Annotated in this window: 19 protein-coding genes and 2 tRNA genes; 14 read left to right on the forward strand and 7 right to left on the reverse strand. The window is 61.9% G+C overall.

What is annotated here, in order from left to right; all coding sequences use genetic code 11:
* Window positions 1–110 precede the first annotated feature (110 nt).
* Window positions 111–527, forward strand: a complete 417-nt coding sequence (locus XH89_RS13870) for a GFA family protein (protein ID WP_194467589.1) — start codon at window positions 111–113, stop codon at window positions 525–527.
* Window positions 528–542: 15 nt separating this feature from the next.
* Here XH89_RS13870 and XH89_RS13875 read toward each other — a convergent pair.
* A tRNA-Thr gene (locus tag XH89_RS13875) sits at window positions 543–617 on the reverse strand.
* Between the two features lie 164 nt (window positions 618–781).
* A complete protein-coding gene (locus XH89_RS13880; RefSeq protein ID WP_194467590.1) occupies window positions 782–1,249 on the reverse strand; it encodes a hypothetical protein in 468 nt (155 codons plus the stop codon).
* Window positions 1,250–1,517: 268 nt separating this feature from the next.
* On the opposite strand from XH89_RS13880, the gene XH89_RS13885 reads away from it, so the two are divergent.
* On the forward strand, window positions 1,518–2,003 hold the full coding sequence (locus XH89_RS13885; protein ID WP_194467591.1) for a hypothetical protein: 486 nt from the start codon (window positions 1,518–1,520) through the stop codon (window positions 2,001–2,003).
* A gap of 43 nt (window positions 2,004–2,046) precedes the next feature.
* Complete coding sequence (locus tag XH89_RS13890; RefSeq protein WP_194467592.1) at window positions 2,047–2,532, forward strand: hypothetical protein; 486 nt, start codon at window positions 2,047–2,049, stop codon at window positions 2,530–2,532.
* A 351-nt stretch (window positions 2,533–2,883) separates the two neighbouring features.
* Here XH89_RS13890 and rlmB read toward each other — a convergent pair whose 3' ends face one another.
* Entirely contained in the window at window positions 2,884–3,714 is an 831-nt protein-coding gene (gene rlmB, locus XH89_RS13895) for a 23S rRNA (guanosine(2251)-2'-O)-methyltransferase RlmB (protein WP_194467593.1), read from the reverse strand.
* Window positions 3,715–3,921: 207 nt separating this feature from the next.
* Here rlmB and XH89_RS13900 point away from each other — a divergent pair.
* A tRNA-Tyr gene (locus tag XH89_RS13900) sits at window positions 3,922–4,007 on the forward strand.
* A 79-nt stretch (window positions 4,008–4,086) separates the two neighbouring features.
* On the opposite strand, the gene XH89_RS13905 is transcribed toward XH89_RS13900, so the two are convergent.
* From XH89_RS13905 to XH89_RS13920, 4 genes are all read right to left on the reverse strand, one after another.
* Window positions 4,087–5,067 (reverse strand): site-specific integrase, encoded by a 981-nt coding sequence (locus tag XH89_RS13905; RefSeq protein ID WP_194467594.1) that lies wholly within the window; start codon window positions 5,065–5,067, stop codon window positions 4,087–4,089.
* A 44-nt stretch (window positions 5,068–5,111) separates the two neighbouring features.
* Window positions 5,112–5,456, reverse strand: coding sequence for a hypothetical protein (locus tag XH89_RS13910; protein WP_194467595.1), 345 nt, complete (start codon window positions 5,454–5,456; stop codon window positions 5,112–5,114).
* A 230-nt stretch (window positions 5,457–5,686) separates the two neighbouring features.
* On the reverse strand, window positions 5,687–6,613 hold the full coding sequence (locus XH89_RS13915) for a response regulator (protein WP_194467596.1): 927 nt from the start codon (window positions 6,611–6,613) through the stop codon (window positions 5,687–5,689).
* Window positions 6,597–9,968: an ATP-binding protein gene (locus XH89_RS13920; protein ID WP_194467597.1), complete on the reverse strand. Its 3,372-nt coding sequence runs from the start codon at window positions 9,966–9,968 to the stop codon at window positions 6,597–6,599. The genes XH89_RS13915 and XH89_RS13920 overlap by 17 nt, the downstream gene beginning before the upstream one ends.
* A 171-nt stretch (window positions 9,969–10,139) precedes the next feature.
* Here XH89_RS13920 and urtA point away from each other — a divergent pair, with 171 nt between their 5' ends.
* The 10 genes from urtA to XH89_RS13970 all read left to right on the forward strand — a co-directional run bounded on the left by urtA (window position 10,140) and on the right by XH89_RS13970 (window position 20,573).
* Window positions 10,140–11,399: an urea ABC transporter substrate-binding protein gene (urtA, locus tag XH89_RS13925; protein WP_194467598.1), complete on the forward strand. Its 1,260-nt coding sequence runs from the start codon at window positions 10,140–10,142 to the stop codon at window positions 11,397–11,399.
* 131 nt (window positions 11,400–11,530) lie between these two features.
* A complete protein-coding gene (urtB, locus tag XH89_RS13930) occupies window positions 11,531–12,457 on the forward strand; it encodes an urea ABC transporter permease subunit UrtB (RefSeq protein ID WP_092295354.1) in 927 nt (308 codons plus the stop codon).
* Between the two features lie 18 nt (window positions 12,458–12,475).
* Complete coding sequence (gene urtC, locus XH89_RS13935; protein ID WP_194467599.1) at window positions 12,476–13,618, forward strand: urea ABC transporter permease subunit UrtC; 1,143 nt, start codon at window positions 12,476–12,478, stop codon at window positions 13,616–13,618.
* Between the two features lie 10 nt (window positions 13,619–13,628).
* Window positions 13,629–14,384: an urea ABC transporter ATP-binding protein UrtD gene (gene urtD / locus XH89_RS13940; protein WP_194467600.1), complete on the forward strand. Its 756-nt coding sequence runs from the start codon at window positions 13,629–13,631 to the stop codon at window positions 14,382–14,384.
* Between the two features lie 12 nt (window positions 14,385–14,396).
* Window positions 14,397–15,086: an urea ABC transporter ATP-binding subunit UrtE gene (gene urtE / locus XH89_RS13945; protein WP_092295360.1), complete on the forward strand. Its 690-nt coding sequence runs from the start codon at window positions 14,397–14,399 to the stop codon at window positions 15,084–15,086.
* Window positions 15,087–15,114: 28 nt separating this feature from the next.
* Window positions 15,115–16,344 carry a formamidase gene (gene fmdA / locus XH89_RS13950; protein ID WP_194467601.1) on the forward strand — a complete coding sequence of 410 codons (1,230 nt, stop codon included), beginning with the start codon at window positions 15,115–15,117 and terminating at the stop codon, window positions 16,342–16,344.
* 82 nt (window positions 16,345–16,426) lie between these two features.
* A complete protein-coding gene (locus tag XH89_RS13955; protein WP_194467602.1) occupies window positions 16,427–16,804 on the forward strand; it encodes a zinc ribbon domain-containing protein in 378 nt (125 codons plus the stop codon).
* 45 nt (window positions 16,805–16,849) lie between these two features.
* Window positions 16,850–17,890, forward strand: coding sequence for an aliphatic amidase (locus tag XH89_RS13960; protein WP_194467603.1), 1,041 nt, complete (start codon window positions 16,850–16,852; stop codon window positions 17,888–17,890).
* A gap of 752 nt (window positions 17,891–18,642) precedes the next feature.
* On the forward strand, window positions 18,643–19,929 hold the full coding sequence (otnK, locus tag XH89_RS13965) for a 3-oxo-tetronate kinase (protein ID WP_246767827.1): 1,287 nt from the start codon (window positions 18,643–18,645) through the stop codon (window positions 19,927–19,929).
* On the forward strand, window positions 19,926–20,573 hold the full coding sequence (locus XH89_RS13970; RefSeq protein WP_194467604.1) for a class II aldolase/adducin family protein: 648 nt from the start codon (window positions 19,926–19,928) through the stop codon (window positions 20,571–20,573). Before otnK ends, XH89_RS13970 begins: the two co-directional genes overlap by 4 nt.
* The last annotated feature ends 12 nt before the right edge of the window (window positions 20,574–20,585 follow it).

Genomic DNA, 20,585 nt, shown 5'->3' on the forward strand with positions numbered 1-20,585 from the left:
TCAGCCGGAACAGCAAGGCCTTCCTATCTCAGGACGAGCATGCACGCGCGGCCGCTGGGCTTCCAGACGCGAGGTAAAGGTTGGAAGGATCAATCTCAGGAGTGCGTTTGATGATCGACGCCAGATGCAGTTGTGGCGCGCTTGCGCTGTCGCTTCCGGGACCGGCCAAGCTGGTCGCGGCCTGTCACTGTCTCGAATGCCAGCGGCGGACCGGCGCACCATTCGGCGTTGGAGCCTTCTATCCGGTCGAGGCCGTCGCGATCTCGGGGACGCCGAAGGAATATGTTCGCTCAGGCGAGAGCGGCGGCAAGGTCCGCTGCTTTTTTTGCGCAGATTGCGGCTCGACGGTTTTTTGGAAGCCCGACAAGTTCCCTGGGATGATGGGTGTTGCCGTCGGCGCGATCGCTGACCCGAAGTTTCCGGCGCCGATCAAATCAGTGTTCGAGCGATCGAAGCATGGCTGGGTCGAGATCACGGGCGTCGGCATCGAGCATCTGCAAGGCAGTGCGCCGAAGCCTTCAGGCTGAAGGCACATCAAGCGCTGGTGCCGGCTGAGGGGATTGAACCCCCGACCTTCGGTTTACAAAACCGCTGCTCTACCGCTGAGCTAAGCCGGCGACGCCGCAAGGGAAGCGGGCAGGGCCGGCACGCGCCGGGCTGCCCGCCCGCGCGTCGCAATACCAGACTTGGTTGGAAAGTGCCAGAACCCGCGTGTCTCTTGTCGGCATGAAACAGGCGGCCCTGAGCCGCCTGTTCGCGTGCATGCGAGAGTTGGACCGGCTTACTGACAGATGTGCCGGCGGCCGTCCTCGCCCTTGAACCAGGTACCGGGCGTACAGACGAAACCGTTGCGCTGGGCGTAGCTGCGGGTGTCCCAACCGCGATTGTCCCAGCCACGATTGTCATAGGCGTAGCTGTTGTCCATGGCGCGGAACGGGGCGGTTGCGATCGCGCCGGCAGTGCCGATCGCAGCGCCGGCCACGTCACCCGCAACGTCGGTCGGCCAGAAGCCGGTGTGCGTCCTGTTCCAGTCGTTATTCCAGTCGCGATTGGTCTGGCGGTAGCTCACACGGCGATGCCGATAGCCGTTGTCGGTATAGGGATTGCCGGGTCCGAGGTTCGTGCAGTTGGCGTTGGGGAATTGCGCCGCACAGCGTCCCGGGTTGGTCACGACCGCTTGCGCCATCGCAGAGCCGGACACCAGGGTCGCCGCAATCGCGGCTGCGCCGAGAAGTTGCATCTTCGTCATTGTTGTCTCCCATCCAATTGACGGGGGGCTAAATGTCGGGGGCGCTCGTCGTTCCGGACGTCAGGCTGATTTTCCGACGACCTCGGGTCAAACGGATGTGAGCGGATGGGAACAAGGCCCGGCCGTTAACGCTTCGCTAGTGCGCGTTGCAGCATTTGAGCAGAGCGAAACCCTTACGCGTTAGGCTTACCGGAATTTGGTGAGCTGTCCTTAACCCTCTCTATGCGGCCTTCCGATAGGTTGTGTTCCGGACAACCGGGATACTTCCATGCGCGTTATGGCGCTTGCGACCTTTCTGATCGGACTGCCCGCGACGGCCTTTGCCGGCGGCGGTTTCGATATCGTCGTGCCCGGCCGTCCCGGCGTGCCCATCATCATCAACAATATCGATGCGTCCTACAGCGTCATCGAAGGTGTCTGGGGCCTGGGTAAGAATGTCCAGGTGCAGCCCACGATCTATGGCGGGACATATGTCCCGGAACGGCAGCCATCCGATGTCGGCCATTATTATCCGAGCCTGGGCTTGCAGCCCGGCTATGGCCGCCTCGAGGTCGAGCCACCCGCGAACCGCAAATTGCCAAAGCCGGCGGAGAGCTATCACCAGAGTTGGGGCGCCTCGTCAGCGCCGCTGCCGCCGCAAATGGATGTGCCGGTCAACCCGCCACCGGTGATCCTCGCACCCGAGATCAACGACCATCCGCGGCGTCCACGACCAAGACCGCATGAAGAAATGCCCGGCAAGCCGCCGGGTTAGAAACGTCAAAATCAAACAAGACGAAAATCAACAGGAGAGAGTAATGCGTCAAATGATTTCGGGACTGGTCGCGGCGGCTGCCGTGATGTTTGTGGGCGCTGCGCCCGCCATGGCCTGCGGCTTCAGCCCGTGCGAGCCGGTTGCACCGGTGTTCTCCGGCTGCAACACCGGCTGCGGCGGTTATGGCTACGGCGCCGGCTACGGTTATGGCTATGAGCGCCTCGCCGAGCCGACCACGCAATATTACTACGTCAACCAGGGCCCGACCTACACCGGTCCGGGCGCCTTCGCGCCGTATCCGACCTACCAGGAAGACGCGGTCGTTGCGCCCGCCAATTATGGCTACGGCTATGGCTATCGCGCTGCCTATCCCTATCACCGCCCGTACTACCGTCCGTACCGCTACGGCTACGGCCCGCGCTACGGCTACCTGCCGCGCACGCATTACGGCTATGGTCCGCGCTATGGCTACACCCATCGCTACGCACCGTATTACGGCGGCCATCGCGTGCTGCGCCGCTATTACTGATCTCTTATCGCTGAGCCAAAAGAAGCGCCCGTTCGCACGAATGCGGACGGGCGCTTTGCTTTGTCTCCAAAACAACCCCATGCACAGTAGCCGGGGACAGCGAAATCAACGACTTGAAGCGCAACGCGGTCGAGATGCGCGATCATGGCCCCTTGGCGTGCTATTCGATGTCGAAAAACCGAAAATTCCTTGATCCGTCGGGCAAAACAGGGGTACTATGGCATCATCCGGATATGCAGGCGACGCCTAAAGCGCTCGCGCTTTAGGTCAGTGCTTGAGCATGATCTCCGCGCAAACGCGTTCCGCGTTTGTCGCGAGGGAAAACCGCTACGCACTTTTCCGGATCATGCTCTAGCGCTTCATCAGCCCCAGCCGGCTCGCACCGACATAGAGCGAGAGCACCGCGGCGTTCGAGACGTTGAGGCTCTTGATCTCGCCTGGCATGTCGAGCCGCGCCACCACGCTGCAGGTCTCGCGCGTCAATTGCCTGAGGCCCTTGCCTTCGGCGCCGAGCACGAGGGCAAGCGGTTCGCGCAAGGTCACGTCCGAAAGATCCTCGCTGCCTTCGCTGTCGAGGCCGACGGTCTGGAAGCCGCGCTCGTTCAGGGCGGTCAGCGCACGCGCGAGGTTTTGCACCGTGACCATCGGCACCAGCTCCAGCGCGCCCGAGGCGGCCTTGGCCAGCACGCCGGTCGCTTCCGGGCTGTGGCGCGCGGTGGTCACGATCGCCTTCACCGCGAACGCCGCGGCCGAGCGCAGGATGGCGCCGACATTGTGCGGATCGGTGATCTGGTCGAGCACCAGCACCATGCCTTCCTGCTTCAAGGTCTCGATGTCAGGCGAGGGCAGGGGATCGGCCTCGGCGAGCAGCCCCTGGTGCACGGCATCCGGCGAGAGCAGGCGATCGATCTCCTGGGGACGGACGATCTCGGGGGCAATCCGGGTTTGGATGTTTTCATCGGCCAGGCGCCGTGCGGCGTTCTCGGTCAGCGTCAGCTTGCGGATCCGCCGCTGCGGGTTGGCGAGCGCCATGGTGACGGTGTGCCAGCCATAGAGGATGACGGGCCCGTCGGGGTGCGAATCGCGCTCGCGCCAGGCCGGCCGGCCAGCCGATTTTCCTGTTCTATTGAAGGGCTTAGCCCCGCCGCGGGGCCCCCTCGGAGCAAATTTTTTATCCTTCATGGGCTCGCTTGTGTCACGGGTGCCGGAATATGGCAATTTGGGTGGCAACAAGGGCGATTTTTGCTGTTCGCCTCGGTTGACTTTGCCCCACCGCTTCGCCCATAAACGCGCCCGGTCGCGCCCCCATCCGGGCTGTCGCGGCCTTCACGTTCCATGGCCGTCTTCGGTCCGCCGGCAAGGTCCGGCCCGATTGTGCTGCCGTCGAGCGGGGGAGTGTCCCGAGTGGCAAAGGGAGCTGACTGTAAATCAGCCGCCTCATGGCTTCGCAGGTTCGAGTCCTGCCTCCCCCACCATCCTGCGCTTCGGCGTTTGATCCTGTTGAGTTTTCCGTCCTGAAATTACCACCTCAGAGAGGGTGGTAATTATAACCGTTCACGCCGCGTTCTCTGCGCGCTCGGTCTCCAATTGAAGATATTCGAGGTCGAATGCCTCCACGGCATCTTCGGATGATGGGCGGGCCCACTTCGCCATGGCGCGTGCGGCCAGCCGCCTGCGGTCAGCTTTTCGTGTGTACAACTGCGCCATCTGGTGGCCGCTCCAGCCGAACATTGCGTTCAGCTCCGCTTCCGTGGCGCCGCTCTCGGCCGCGATGGTCGCTGATGCCTTGCGTAAGCCGTGGCCGGAATAGCCCTTGTCCTTCGATCCGCGCTTCGTAACCGGGATGCCGGCCGCCTCGACCGCCTCGCGGAAGAGATTGCCAACGCTCTCCTTGCTGAAGTTGGTGCCGTCGGGCTTGGCGATGATTGCTAGACCGCGCGAGGGACAAGCCTTGATCGATGCTGCCAGCGCCGGATGTACCGGCACATAGATGGGCATCTTGCCTTGGCTCTTCTCGGTCATCAGGTGCACGGTTCCGCGCCTAATGTGTTGCTTGCCTAGTCGGGCTGCATCGCCGCGCCGAAGGCCGATATAGAGATAGACATCAAAAATCAATCTCTGCCTGCTGCCGATCGGCCATCGCTTTTCGAACTGTTCAATCAAATCGATGGGCCATGCGAGATGTCCGTCACCGTTGTCCTTTTTGACTTTGATGCCATCGGTGGGATTGCGATCATGGTGCTCGTTATCGACAGCCCACTTAAAAACACCGCGCATGGTGTCGTAGAAGTGCCGCCCCTGATTCTCGGTGCGGGCCATGATGCCATCTTCGACGTCCTTGCGCTTGATCGCAGCGTACGGGACATCGCCGTTCTCATCTTCTTGCTGTTGGAGGATGCCGCTGCGTTGTTTGCGTGTGCCTGCCGATAACTCATCGCACCAAGATCGCGACTTGCGGTACTGTTGGATCAACCAACCCAGCGATCCCTTCTCTCCGTTCGCACGCTTAGCTGGAGCAGTGGTCGGTGCTTCCACGTTGAGCGCTGGCGAGCACGCTCGCCGACTTTCAGTTCGACGATCTATACGGCGTCGGCTGGCACAAAACAGCTGATGATGATCATGCCGCGGTGATGTACGTACCACACCACGGCCTGACCGACTGGATTGCCGCGATTGCGGATGACGGCTCGCTCGGGCACAACCATCCATTGTCCTTCAATTGGAACCCAATAGGCGCCCTCACGATAATCATAGTCAGTGCGATGACCGTCCGACATGTCGCAGCACGGCACGCCGTTCGGCGCCGTCACCGCCTTGAACCACGAGCGGATGTCAGGCGAGACGTTGTCGTATTGTTCGCTATCGAAAGCGAGCGCCGCGCTAGTCAGCGTAGCGACGAACGCCAGCAGAGCGAGCCATCGCATCCGATCCTCCGCCACATGCTGGCGTTCTTGCCTACCTATCGTTGAACACGATTCGACGTTGTCGCGATTAAGCCTGAGCTCCGCCGGGGTTGCACGCTCAAAAATTGAGCGTTCGTGGCACTGGTAATGGTGCAGCGCAAAATCAGCGTTCGTTTCGGCTTTGCAAATGGCAACGTCTCTACGACAGCAATCCTTCCGATTGGGAGCGTTGCTTCATTAAAGATGCATTCTTATGAATTGCGCCGGCTTGCGTTCGTCGCAATCGCCGCCGCTGCGGTCCGGTTCTCCACGCCGAGCTTGGCGTAGATCTGCTCCAGATGCTTGTCGACGGTGCGCGGGCTCAACCCCAGGATCTGCGCGATGTCGCGGTTGGTCTTGCCCTTGCTAAGCCAAGCCAGCACCTCGCCCTCGCGCGTGGTGAGGCCGAGTTCGCTGGTAAATTCCGGCGGCAGCGCCGTGCCGGCTTCCTTGGACAGCCGAAGCAGAAACTCGTTCGGCGCGGTTTCGCCCATGTAGTAGATGCGGAGCTGCGGATTGTCGGGTAGGGACGCTGCCTGCGACTTCGCGCTGCCTCTGCCCTTCGCCTGCTCCAGCCATTGCAGCAGCGACGGCGGCAGCACGAAGTCATCGGCCTGCGCGCCGTGATGATCGGCCAGTAGCTTCTGTGCCTGCGGTGTTGCCCAAAGGATGTGGCCCTGGCGGTTGACCGCGAACAGGAAGCGGCCGGAGACGTCCAGCGCGGCCCGGGCGCTCTGGGTCAGCCGCGCATTGCCGAGATGGACGCGGATGCGCGCCAGCATCTCCTCAATCACGATCGGCTTGGTCACGTAATCGACGCCGCCGGCCTCCAGCCCGCGCACGATGTGCTCGGTTTCGGCCAGGCCCGTCATGAAGATGACAGGGACATTCGCAAGGCCCGCGTCGCGCTTGAGCCGCCGGCAGGTCTCGAACCCGTCCATGCCGGGCATCACGGCATCGAGCAGCACGATGTCGGGCGTGATCTGGTCGACGATGCGCATCGCGCTGGCGCCGTCGAGCGCCACCATCACAGTCATTCCGGCGCCGTCGAGCGCGTCGGTCAGCAGCCTCAAGGTCTCCGGCGAGTCGTCGACAACGAGCGCGACGTCGCGCTTTTTCGGCTCAATGCTCATAAGCATGCAGTGTTTTCAATGTTGTCATGTATTGATCAAGGTCGAAGCGATCGACCAGCGATCGCATTTCGACGACGAAATCTGCGTGTTCAGGATGCTCGCTGCCGATCTCGTCCAGCTTGAGTTGGATGGCTTTGACGTAGCCGATCTGGCCGAGCCCGATCAGCGCCTCGATGTGCCTGACCGGCGGCCGCGAGCAACTCTCCGGCCGCCACAGCGGCACGACCGTCTCCTCCGAGCCGTACTGCCATTCAACCTTGAGCAATTGTCTGATGGTCTCCAGCAATCGCGGAATGTCGATCGGCTTCATGAGATAGCCGTCATGGAACGGCTGTGCGAGCGGTGCGCCATGCGCCTCCAGCGCGCTTGCCGACACCATCAGGATGCGAGCCTGGTGATGGCCTGCTGCGCGCAGCTGTTCCGCCACCGTCCAGCCGTCCATGCCAGGCATGGAGATGTCAAGCAGGAACAGGTCCGGCCGGCAATGCTGCGCCAATGCAAGGCAGCCGGGGCCGTCGGCGGCACTCAGCAGGATGAAGCCGAGCGGCGTCAGCACCTCGCGCAGGAGATCGCGATGAACAGGGTCGTCGTCGGTGATGAGGATGGTCTTGCGTGCGCCATGATAGCCTGAGACCGGCGCCTCCACCGGCGCGGTGCGCCGGGGATTGGTGACCTCCGACAGCAGCATCTTCACCTTGAATGTGCTGCCGCGGCCGACGGTGCTGGTGACCTTGATGTCGCCGCCCATCACGCCGGCGAGCAACCGGCTGATGGTGAGGCCCAGCCCTGTGCCTGTCTGCGGCTGCGAGACCCCGAGCGCGCCGCGCTCGAACGGCGCAAAGATGCGTTCGAGATCGTCGCTCTGGATACCGGGCCCGGTGTCGATCACCTCGAACTCGGCGACCGGGCTGCGGTAATGCACGACGAACTGGACGCTGCCGGTCTGGGTGAATTTGATGGCGTTGGAGAGCAGGTTGATCAGCACCTGACGCAGTCGCTTCTCGTCGGCATAGACGACGCTCGGTAGTGTTGTCGGCCGCCTGAAGACAAAATCGATGCCCTTGGCGCCGGCCTGGAGGCGGAACATGCCGACCAGCTGATCGAGGAATTCGCTCAGGCGGACTTCGTCGCGGGAGAGATAGAGCCTGCCCGCCTCGATCTTGGAAATGTCCAGAATGCCGTCGATCAGGCCGGAGAGATGGTCGGCGCTGCGGCGGACGACGCGAACCTGGTCGCGCGGCTTGGTGTTCAGCGTCGCATCCTGCTCCAGAAGTTGCGCATAACCGCTGATCGCGTTCAGCGGCGAGCGCAGCTCGTGGCTCAGTCCCACCACATAGCGGCTCTTGGCAAGGTTGGCGGATTCGGCAACCTCCTTGGCGCGCTGCAGCTCGGCATCGGTTCGCTTGTGCGCGTCGATTTCCTGGATGAGGAGCGCAGTCTGCCGCCGCGTCTCGGCCTCCGCTGCTCGGCGGCTCTGCTGTGCCAGCACGAACAGCCAGGCGACCACGCCGATGATGATGCTGAGCGAAAAGAACACCTTCCACAGCACGTTGGAGACCAGCGCGTTCTCGCCGTGCACGCTTGCTGATGTTTGCAGGTAGATTAGCCCAAGCACCAGCGCCACGAGGCCTGCGGAAACGACGAACACGCCGATGTAGTGGCCGAACTGCGAGTTGATGCGCTGATAGATAGGCTGCGGCAGGATTTTTCCGAGTGCCTCGGAGAACTGCACCTGCGCCCGTCCATGGGGCTTGCATAGATCGTGGCAGCGGGCGTCGAGCGAGCAGCACAGCGAGCAGATCGGGCCGGCATAGGCCGGGCAGGAGGTGGTATCCTCGGGCTCAAAGCTGTGCTCGCAGATACAGCACTGTATCGCCTCGATATTGGCCCAGCTTCGCTTCGGCTTGCGCGCGATGTAGAATTTTCCGTCGGTGAGCCACGCGATCACAGGCGCGGTGACGAAAGCCACCGTCAGCGCGACGAAGGCGGCGAGCGCCTTCATGGTCGGGCCGAACAGACCGTAGAACGCTGCGATCGAGACGATGATCGCGAGCGTCATCGCGCCGACGCCGACCGGATTGATGTCGTAGAGATGCGCCCGCTTGAACTCCATTTGCGGCGGGCGAAGCCCAAGCGGCTTGTTGATGACGAGATCAGATACCAGCGCGCCGACCCAGGCGATCGCGACGTTGGAATAGAGCGCGAGCGTCTGCTCCAGCGCCTTATAGACGCCGATCTCCATCAGCAGCAGCGCCACCATCACGTTGAACACCAGCCAGACAACGCGGCCGGGATGGCTATGCGTCAGGCGCGAGAAGAAATTCGACCAGGCGATCGAGCCGGCATAGGCGTTGGTGACGTTGATCTTGATCTGCGACAGCACCACGAAGAAGCCGGTGAGCGCCAGTGCGAGGTCCGGATCCGACAATACGTAGCGAAACGCCACGAGATACATATGCGCGGGCTCGGCGGCTTCCTCGGGCGGCACGCCGTGGCTGAGAGCAAAGAAGGCGAGGAACGAACCCGCCAGCAGCTTCAGCGCGCCGAGCACGATCCAGCCCGGCCCCGCGCTCATCAGCGCGATCCACCACGACGCCTTGGAGGTGCGGCGGTCGCGCGGCAGAAATCGCAGGAAGTCGACCTGCTCGCCGATCTGCGCCACCAGCGAGAATACGACGGAAGATGCGACGCCGAACAGCAGCAGATCGAAATGGCCGCCGAGGTCGCCGTGCTCGCCGGCGAATTTGTGCCATTCCGTGAAGGCGTGGGGGCTCGCCCATGCGATCGCGGCAAAGGGCAGGATGTGCAGGATGATCCAGAGCGGCTGGGTCCAGAGCTGGAAGCGGCTGATCAGCGTGATGCCGTAGGTCACCAACGGGATGATCGCGATCGCGCTGATAAGGTAGCCGATCGGGCGGGGAATCCCCAGGCACATCTCCAACGCGGTCGCGAGGATCACCGCCTCGATGGCAAAGAAGATGAAGGTGAAGGAGGCGTAGATTAGCGAGGTGACGGTCGAGCCGATATAGCCGAAGCCGGCACCGCGCGTGAGCAGGTCAATGTCGATGCCGCATTTGGCGGCATAATAGGCAATCGGAACGCCGCAGCAGAAGATGATGGCGGAGACGACGAGAATTGCAGAAGCGGCGTTGGTCACGCCGTAGTTGAGGGTGATGGTACCGCCGATTGCCTCCAGCACCAGAAAAGAAATCGCGCCAATCGCGGTGTTAGCGACGCGCGCGGCGGACCAGCGTCGCGCGCTCTTGGCCGTGAAGCGCAGCGCGTAGTCTTCCAGCGTCTGGTTGGCGACCCATTGGTTGTACTGGCGCCTGACGCGGTCTATTCGCTGCCGCCCTGCCACGCTTTACCCCACTCCCGATACGGACCCGGAGCCCTCGCAAATCCCGTACCAAAAGCCTACGTCGGTATTTTGCGGTGCAGTATACGCGATCTTGCGTATGCTTGCGGTGCACAAATTCGAGCCATCCTCACGACACCAATCGCGTGTCCTCGAACAAACTGTGGGGTGCTCATGTCAGACGAAACCAACAAGGGCTTGTTGTCGCCGCTCCGGCGCAAACTATTGATGGGAATGGCGGCCGTTCCGGCCATCACGATGCTGCCGCGGGCGTCGTTTGCGCAGGCCCCGGCGACTTCGGCGGTCAACACCACCGGCCTTGCCGTCACCGACACCGAGGTGACGGTCGGCATCCTGCATTCGGCGACCGGTACCATGGCCATCTCCGAAACCGGCTCGATTGAGGCCGAAAAGCTTGCCATCGAGCAGATCAACGCCGCCGGCGGCGTGCTCGGCCGCAAGATCAAGTTCATCCAGGAAGATGGCGCCAGCGACTGGCCCACCTTCGCGGAGAAGGCGAAGAAGCTGCTCGTGAACGACAAGGTTGCGGCGATCATGGGGTGCTGGACCTCGGCCTCGCGCAAGGCGGTGCTGCCTGTGGTCGAGCAGTACAACGGCATGCTCTACTACCCGACCTTCTACGAAGGTCTCGAGCAGTCCAAGAACGTGATCTACACCGGCCAGGAAGCGACCCAGCAGATCCTCGCCGGCCTGAACTGGATCGCCAAGGAGAAGGGCGCCAAAACCTTCTTCTTCATCGGTTCCGACTACATCTGGCCGCGCACCTCGAACAAGATTGCGCGCAAGCATGTCGAGAACGTGTTGAAGGGCAAGGTGGTCGGCGAGGAGTATTATCCGCTCGGCAACACCCAGTTCAACTCGGTCATTAACAAGATCAAGCTGACCAAGCCCGACGTGATCTTCACCGACGTCGTCGGCGGCTCCAACGTCGCCTTCTACAAGCAGCTCAAGGCCGCCGGCATCGATCTCGCGAAGCAGCCGCTGCTGACCATCTCGGTGACCGAGGACGAAATCGACGGCATCGGCGGCGAGAATATCGCGGGCGCCTATGCCTGCATGAAGTACTTCCAGTCGCTCGACAACCCGAACAACAAGGCCTTCGTGCCCGCGTTCAAGAAGATGTGGGGCGAAAAGACCGTGATCGGAGACGTCACCCAGGCTGCCTATCTCGGTCCGTGGCTGTGGAAGTTGACGGTCGAGAAGGCCGGCTCCTTCGACGTCGACAAGATCGCGGCAGCTTCCCCCGGCGTCGAGTTCAAGGGCGCGCCGGAAGGCTATGTGCGCATCCACGAGAACCATCACCTCTGGTCGAAGACCCGCGTCGGCCGCGCCAAGCTCGATGGCCAGTTCGAGCTGATCTACGAGACCGCCGATCTCGTTGAGCCGGATCCGTTCCCCAAGGGCTACCAGTAAGTCGCGGCATTCGTCGCAGCATCCCTCGAGCTCAAGCCGCTCCCTGGCGTGGATTGCAAGTCCATGCCCACGACCCCCGCGTCGCGCATTTGCGCGCAACGCGGGACCCTATTCCCTGACGGAGGACATCGATGTTCGGCGACTACTCGCTTGGTGATCTTGGCTCCATCTTCGTCATGCAGGGTTTTGCAGGACTGATCCTGTTCTCTGTCTACGTGCTGATGGCGCTCGGTCTTGCGATCATCTTCGGCCAGATGGGCGTCATCAATATGGCCCACGGCGAGTTCATGATCCTTGGGGCCTACGTCACCTGGATGACCTCCAATCTGTTCCAGACCTACATGCCTGGCCTGTTCGGCGGCTACTTCTTCCTCGCCATGATCCTCGCCTTCCTCGCCTCTGGTGCGCTGGGGATGCTGGTGGAATGGGTGCTGATACGACATCTCTACAAGCGTCCGCTCGACACGCTGCTCGCGACCTGGGGTCTTAGCCTGATGTTGCAGCAGGCCTATCGCTCCGTGTTCGGCGCGCGCGAGGTCGGCGTCGAGCTGCCGCAATGGATGCTCGGCTCGCTGCAGGTGACCTCCAGCATCGAAGTGCCGATCAACGGCGTCTTCGTGATGTGCCTGACGGTGCTGATCACCATTGGCGTCGCCTATGTGATGTTCAAATCGCGCTGGGGCCGCCAGGTCCGCGCCGTGGTGCAGAATCGCATCATGGCTGGCGCCGTCGGCATCAACACCGAGAAGGTCGACCGCTACACCTTCGGCCTCGGCTGCGGCATCGCCGGTGTCGCCGGCAGCGCCTTCACCATGATCGGCTCGACCGGGCCGACCTCGGGCCAGCTCTACATCGTCGACACGTTCCTGGTGGTCGTGTTCGGCGGCGCTGCAAGCCTGCTCGGCACCATCGCCTCGGCCTTCTCGATCTCCCAGACGCAATCCACCCTCGAGTTTTTCATGTCGGGCTCGATGGCCAAGGTGCTGACGCTGCTCGCCGTTGTCGGAATCCTGATGCTGCGGCCGCAGGGGCTGTTCGCCCTCAAGGTCCGCAAGTGAGAATGTGGGGCTGATGCAATGACCGATAACAGGTTCTTCAATCGATCGGAGCTGATCGGAATTCTGGTGCTCGCGGTCTTCCTGGTGGTGGTGTTGCCGCTCGCGCTCGATGTCTTCAGGCTCAACCTCGTCGCAAAATATTTGACCTATGCCTTCGTCGCGTTGGGGCTGGTGATCTGCTGGGGTTATGGCGGCATTCTCAGCCTTGGTCAGGGCGTATTCTTCGGCCTCGGCGGCTATTGCATGGCGATGTTCCTCAAGCTCGAGGCCTCGAGCGTTGAGAACACCAAGATCCAGTCGACGCCGGGCATCCCCGACTTCATGGACTGGAATCAGCTCACCGCGCTGCCGTTCTTCTGGAAGCCGTTCTACAGCCTCACCTTCACGATCGCGGCGATCGTCCTGGTGCCGGGCATCTTCGCCCTGATCATCGGCACCGCGATGTTCAAGCGCCGCGTCGGCGGCACTTACTTCGCCATCATCACCCAGGCGGTCGCGGCGATCCTGACGATCCTGATCGTGGGCCAGCAGGGTTACACCGGCGGCATCAACGGCATGACCGATCTGCGCACGCTGAAGGGATGGGACATCAGGCCCGATCACGCCAAGATCGTGCTCTACTTCTTCGAGGTCGGCTGCCTGTTTGTCTGCATCATGATCGCGCAGTTCGTCCGGCACTCCAAACTCGGGCGCATCCTGGTCGCGATGCGCGAGAAGGAGGACCGGGTCCGCTTCTCCGGCTACAGCGTCGCGAACTTCAAGATCTTCGCCTTCTGTATCGCCGCCGTGTTCGCCGCGATCGGCGGCGCCATGTTCGCGCTCAACGTCGGCTTCATGTCGCCGTCCTTCGTCGGCATCGTGCCGTCGATCGAAATGGTGATCTACACCGCGGTCGGCGGCCGGCTGTCCATCCTGGGGGCGATCTACGGCACGCTGCTGGTGAATTTCGCCAAGACCAGTCTCTCAGAGACGTTCCCTGAATTGTGGCTGTTCGGCCTCGGCGGCCTGTTCATCGCCGTGGTGCTCGCCTTCCCGAATGGGCTTGCCGGCATCTGGGGCGACTATGTGCAGCCGCGCATCGATCGCTTGATCTCGTCGCGCAAACAAAAACCCGAGGGTTGGACCGACAGCTCGGTCGCCGACGGCGCCCCGGCGGAGTGAGGAGATCGTCATGCTCGTAGGTCATCAGCCCAAGGAATTCCTGCTCGCTGTCGAGGCACTCACCGTGTCGTTCGACGGGTTCAAGGCGGTCAACGATCTCTCCTTCTATGTCGACGAGAACGAGATCCGCGTCATCATCGGCCCCAACGGTGCCGGCAAAACCACCGTGCTCGACCTGATCTGCGGCAAGACCAAAGCGACGTCAGGCTCGATCCAGTTCCGCGGCAAGGAGCTGACGCGGATGAAGGAGAACGAGATCGTCAAGGCCGGGGTGGGGCGCAAATTCCAGAACCCGTCGATCTACGACGATCTCACGGTGTTCGAGAACCTTGAGATCTCCTACCCGCGCGGCCGCTCGGTGTTCGGGGCGCTGACCTTCACCCGCGATGCTGCCGTGCGCGACCGGGTGCATGAGGTCGCGGAGATGATCTTCCTGCAGGACAAGCTGAATATGAGCGCCGACCTGCTCAGCCACGGCCAGAAACAATGGCTCGAGATCGGCATGCTGCTGATCCAGGACCCGGACCTTCTGATGCTCGACGAACCCGTCGCCGGCATGAGCGTCTCCGAGCGCGCCAAAACCGCCGAACTGCTCAACCGCATCATCAAGAACCGGTCGGTGCTCGTGATCGAGCACGACATGAAGTTCGTTGAGGACATCGCGCACAAGGTCACCGTGCTGCACCAGGGCCAGATCCTCTCGGAGGGGACGATGGAGAAGGTGCAGAACGATCCCAAGGTCATTGAAGTGTATCTCGGCCATTAAGGAGGCGTGACGATGCTGGCAATTTCCGATCTTCACGTCGCCTACGGCCAGAGCGAGGTGCTGCACGGCCTCAACGTCAAGGTCGCGCCCAACGAGATCGTTGCGATCATGGGCCGCAACGGCATGGGCAAGACCACGCTGATGAAATCGCTGATGGGCATCCTGCCGGCGAAAAGCGGCTCGGTGACCATGGACGGCGCCGAGCTCGGCGGCCTGCCGAGCTATGAGCGCGTCGCCAAGGGCCTCGCCTATGTGCCGCAGGGCCGCATGATCTTCTCCACCATGACGGTGAAGGAGAACATCGAGACCGGTCTCGTCGTCTCCGGCGGCTCCGAGGTGCCGAGCGATATCTATGAACTGTTTCCGGTTCTGCTGGAGATGAAGGGCCGCCGCGGCGGCAATCTCTCCGGCGGGCAACAGCAACAATTGGCGATCGCCCGCGCGCTCGCGACCAAGCCGAAAGTGCTGCTGCTGGATGAGCCGACCGAAGGTATCCAGCCGTCGATCATCAAGGACATGGCACGGACACTCAAGCGCATCCGCGACGAGAAGGGCCTCTCGATCGTCGTGTCCGAGCAGGTCCTGAGCTTCGCGCTCGACATCGCCGACCGCGTGCTGGTCATCGAGAACGGCGCGATCGTGCGCGACGATCCGCGCGATGCCGTCGATGCCGCGCAAGTCTCCAAATATCTGTCCGTCTAACCATCAGTAGTAAAAGGGGAGAATCTCGATGCCAGAGACACTGATCAAGGTCGATCTCACCAAGTCGGCTTACGATAACGACATGGTGCACAACCGCTGGCACCCCGACATCCCGATCGTGGCCTGGGTCAATCCCGGCGACGACTTCATCATCGAGACCTATGACTGGACCGGCGGCTTCATCAAGAACAACGATTCCGCCGACGACGTGCGCGACATCGACCTCTCGATCGTGCACTTCCTCTCCGGCCCGATCGGCGTCAAGGGCGCCGAGCCCGGCGACCTCCTGGTGGTCGACCTGCTCGACGTCGGCCCGCTCAAGGAGAGCCTCTGGGGCTTCAACGGCTTCTTCTCCAAGCAGAATGGCGGCGGCTTTCTCACCGACCATTTTCCGCTGGCGCAGAAGTCGATCTGGGACATCAGGGGCCTCTACACCTCGTCGCGCCACGTGCCCTGCGTCAATTTTGCCGGCCTCGTCCATCCCGGCCTGATCGGCTGCCTGCCCGATCCGAAGATGCTGGAGACCTGGAATAAGCGCGAGGCCGAGCTGATCTCGACCAATCCGACCCGCGTGCCTGGTTTGGCCAATCCGCCGTTCGCGGCGACCGCCCATGGCGGCCGTGCCAAGGGTGACGTGAAGGCCAAGATCGGCGCGGAGGGTGCGCGCACCGTGCCGCCGCGCGAGCACGGCGGCAATTGCGACATCAAGGATCTTTCGCGCGGTTCGAAGATCTACTTCCCGGTCTATGTGCCCGGCGCTGGTCTGTCGATGGGCGACCTGCACTTCAGTCAGGGCGATGGCGAGATCACCTTCTGCGGTGCGATCGAGATGGCCGGCTGGCTGCATCTGAAGGTCGAAGTGATCAAGGACGGCATGTCGAAGTACGGGATCAAGAACCCGATCTTCAAGCCGTCGCCGATCACGCCGAACTACAAGGACTATCTGATTTTCGAAGGCATTTCGGTCGACGAAGCGGGCAAGCAGCACTATCTCGACGTCCACATCGCCTATCGCCAGGCGTGCTTGAACGCGATCGAATACCTGAAGAAGTTCGGCTATTCCGGCGCCCAGGCCTATTCGATCCTCGGCACAGCGCCGTGCCAGGGCCACATCTCCGGCGTGGTCGACGTGCCCAACGCCTGCGCCACGCTGTGGCTGCCGACCGAGATCTTCGACTTCGACGTGATGCCGTCGGCGGCGGGACCCATCAAGCACATCACCGGCGATATTCAGATGCCGATCTCGCCGGACAAGTAATCCCTGCGCGACGGGATGCGGGACGGTGCCTCTTGCCGCCCCGTATCCGCCGCGAGGTGTGTTGAAGCATAGGGAAGATGCGATGCCGGTCTATGAATATCTCTGTGACGATTGCGGTCCGTTCAAGGACCTCCGCCCGATGGCGGAATGCGATGATCCGCAAAACTGTCCGCATTGCGAGACGATGGCGCCGCGGGTGATGCTGACCGCGCCGAATTTCTTCTGCATGACGGCGGAGAAGCGCAAGGCGCATGCCGTCAACGAGCGCAGCACGCACGCGCCGCAGACGCTGGCGCAATACAAGGCCTCGCACGGTCCGGGCTGCGGCTGCTGCTCCTCGGGCAAGACCGTCAAGGACAAGAGCGGGACGGACAAGAAGAAGCCCGCGCGGCTGATGACCAAGACCAAAGGCGGCGCCAAGGGCTTTCTCACCGCACGGCCCTGGATGATCAGCCATTAACGCCACGCGCCAACATCAAGCAAATAAAAGTACAGGAGCGTCCCAATGCTTCACGGCGACATTTCCAGCAGCAACGACACGGTCGGCGTTGCAGTTGTCAACTACAAGATGCCTCGCCTGCACACCAAAGCCGAGGTGCTCGACAACGCCCGCAAGATCGCCGACATGCTGGTCGGCATGAAGGCCGGCCTGCCCGGCATGGATCTCGTGATCTTCCCGGAATATTCGACGCAAGGCATCATGTACGACGCCAAGGAGATGTACGAGACGGCCTCCGCCGTGCCGGGAGAGGAGACCGCGATCTTTGCGGAAGCTTGCCGCAAGGCGAAAGTGTGGGGCGTATTCTCGCTGACCGGCGAGCGCCACGAAGAACATCCGCACAAGGCGCCCTACAACACGCTCATCCTGATGAACGACAAGGGCGAGATCGTTCAGAAATATCGCAAGATCATGCCGTGGGTGCCGATCGAAGGCTGGTATCCCGGCAACTGCACCTATGTGTCCGAAGGCCCGAAGGGGATGAAGGTCAGCCTGATCATCTGCGATGACGGCAATTTCCCGGAGATCTGGCGCGACTGCGCCATGAAGGGCGCCGAACTGATCGTGCGTTGTCAGGGCTACATGTATCCGGCCAAGGAGCAGCAGGTCACGATCTCCAAGGCGATGGCCTGGGCCAACAACGTCTATGTCGCGGTTGCCAACGCCGCCGGCTTCGACGGCGTCTACTCTTACTTCGGTCACTCCGCGATCATCGGCTTCGACGGACGTACGCTCGGCGAGTGCGGTGAAGAGGATTACGGCATCCAGTACGCCCAGCTCTCGAAGAACCTGATCCGCGATGCGCGGCGCAACGGCCAGTCGCAGAACCACCTGTTCAAGCTCTTGCACCGCGGCTATACCGGCATGATTAATTCCGGCGAGGCTGCGAAGGGACTCGCCGCCTGTCCCTACGATTTTTACTCAAAGTGGATCGCCGACCCCGAAGGTACGCGCGACATGGTGGAGGCGATGACCCGCCCGACTGTTGGCACCGAAGAATGCCCAATTGACGGCATTCCGAACGAGAAGTCCGGCACGAATTACTAGACCATCCGGTGGGGTTAACAGATTTACTGGAGGGCGTGCCTCTGGTATCATCTGCCGTGAGCGTCATCAGGAGCTTGGATCACCTCCGAAATCGAATCGCTACCGCTTCCTGAATCCTGGAGATCAGGAAAAATCAGACCGAAGCCAATCTGCGCAAGCATGTTGCGCATGTGCATGATCTGAACTTCCGATAGCAGGGCGTGGGCGATCTTTACAAGCAGTCTTACTGCTCGATACGGAACAGTTGAACGTGGTTTGACTCCCACTCTCTCCGTCATCTTGCACCAGCCGCGCGAGTTCGCAGGTGACCGCCGCGTCGGAGACGGCAACTGCTGAGAACAAATTGCCACCAGCTAATGTGCGCGAGTCGACCCCTCGTGTGTCAAGGCTGTTCGGCAACCCATAGGTCGAAGCGATTAATCTCATTTGGCCGTGGATGTCTGGTTCCGAGGCGTCGCTCGTCAATGTGATTCCGCTCGCCGGCGTGGTTCGGCACATCGAGCACTATTCGATCTCTTTCCTTTTCATCGCCGAGGCACCACGCCATCTTAGCGCCTGCGACGGGGTACGTTCCGCCGCGTCAGCAAAAGCGTGCGCGGCCGGGGAGCAGGGTTCAGCGATATGGCGGACCTTTAGCAGTGCAAGCTTCGCGATCGAAAGTTAGGGGACCCTTTGCGTGGTTGTGAGCTATTGCTAATATTTGATATATCATGTATCATGACTGCAGGAGTTGCACTGGATCTGCGAGACGCATGACGACGCTCATCTTCGGAGTGGTGGCGGACGATCTGACGGGCGGCATGGAAACGGCCGCCATGCTGGTCGCTGCCGGCATCGAATGCGGATTTGTCACCGACCCCGATCTCGTCGGCAGCTGCGGCGATGTGCCGGCTATCGTTATCGCGCAGAAGACGCGGGTGATCCCCGCGGGCGAAGCCGTCTGCATGACGGAGAGGGCTGCACGGGCACTGCTTGCGCGGGATGTCAGGCAAGTCTTCTTCAAATATTGTGCGACGTTCGATTCCACCGACCAGGGAAATATCGGCCCGGTCTCCGATCTGCTAATGAGGCTGACCGGCGCCGAATACACCGTCTTTTGCCCGGCTTCTCCGACTCTTCGAAGGACCGTCTACAATGGTCATTTGTTTCTCGGGACCGAGCTGATCTCAGACTCGCCGAAACGCAATGATCCGCTGACGCCGATGACCGATCCTGATCTGGTCCGGGTTCTGCAGCGCCAAACGCGGACCAGGGTTGGCCTTCTGGCGCATTCCCTGGTGAGCGCCGGCTCTGATCCGGCTGGACGTGCCATTGGGGAAGCGGCGGCTCGAGGTATCCGCTACTTCATCGCGGACGCGATCTACGATCGGGATCTCGATACGCTTGCCGCGCTCACCTGCGACTGGAAGCTGATGACGGGCAATGCGACAATCGTGCAGCACTATCCTGATATATGGAAGGCGAGGGGGCTCATCCCCGCGGTCAGAAGACCACCGGGCTTGCGCGCGGTTGGCGGCGGCGGCGTGGTTCTGGCCGGGAGTTGCGCCGAGCGGACGTTGGAGCAACTCGCTGAATTCGAGAAGAGTCATCCCGTGCTTCGTATCGATCTCCTGAATGCTGGGGATGTGGCGGCGACTATTGGCGATGCGCTCGACTGGGCGCGGCCACGGCTGGACGATGGTCCTGTCGGCTTCGCCACGTCGGAGGTGCCCGAGGCCGTAAAAATAGCTCAAGAACGATACGGCCGTGAAGGCGCAGCGCGACTTGCTGAAACCATTCTTGGTCGGCTCGCTGTCGCTCTTCGCGAGATCGGCGTGCGGCGCTTCGTCGTGACCGGTGGCGAGACCTCCGGTGCGATCGTCGAGCAGCTCGGCATTCGACGTTTGCGTGTCGGTCCCTATGGCGGACCCGGCATCGGCATCGCGGTGACTGAGGACGACGACCCGCTGGCCCTCTGCCTCAAGTCCGGCAAGCTCGGTCCCGTCGATCTGTTCGCGACAACGCTCGAAGCGATGTTGAATCCGGAGGGAGTCAAGTGAACGAACGCGAACTCAGGCAATCATTGCTGGATATCGTGGCCCGCCTGGAGGCCAGGGGCTTTAACCACGGCAACAGTGGAAACGTCAGCTGTCGCATCGGAGAGGACATTCTCATTACGCCGACGGGCGGCAACACCAGCAACACGACGATTGACGGTCTCGTCCGGTTGAAGCGTGACGGAACGGTGGTCGGAGACGGCTTGCCCTCCAGCGAATGGCACATGCATCTGGCTGTTCTAAACGCCTATCCGCATGTGAACGCGGTGCTTCACACTCATGCCGACTGCTGCGTCGCGCTGTCCTGCCTCGCAAAGTCAATTCCGGCGTTCCACTACATGATCGCCAGCTTTGGCGGAAACGACGTGCCTTGTGCGCCCTACGCCACATTCGGCACCAGGGCTCTCGCTGATGGCGCCGTCGCAGCGCTGAAACAGCGCAAGGCCTGCCTGCTGGCGAACCACGGCATGATTGCCGTCGGCAAAGACCTGCAGGCGGCTTTCGACCTCACCGTGAAGCTCGAAACCCTCGCCCGACAGTATCTGCTGGCCTGTCAGGCCGGCGCGCCCGCGATCCTTGCCGACGATGAGATGGCGCGGGTGGTCCAGCGCTATGGCAGTTACGGTCGCGCTTCACTGCCGGCCTGAGAAGGACAGCTC

The sequence above is a fragment of the Bradyrhizobium sp. CCBAU 53340 genome (genome assembly GCF_015291645.1).
GTDB lineage: Bacteria > Pseudomonadota > Alphaproteobacteria > Rhizobiales > Xanthobacteraceae > Bradyrhizobium.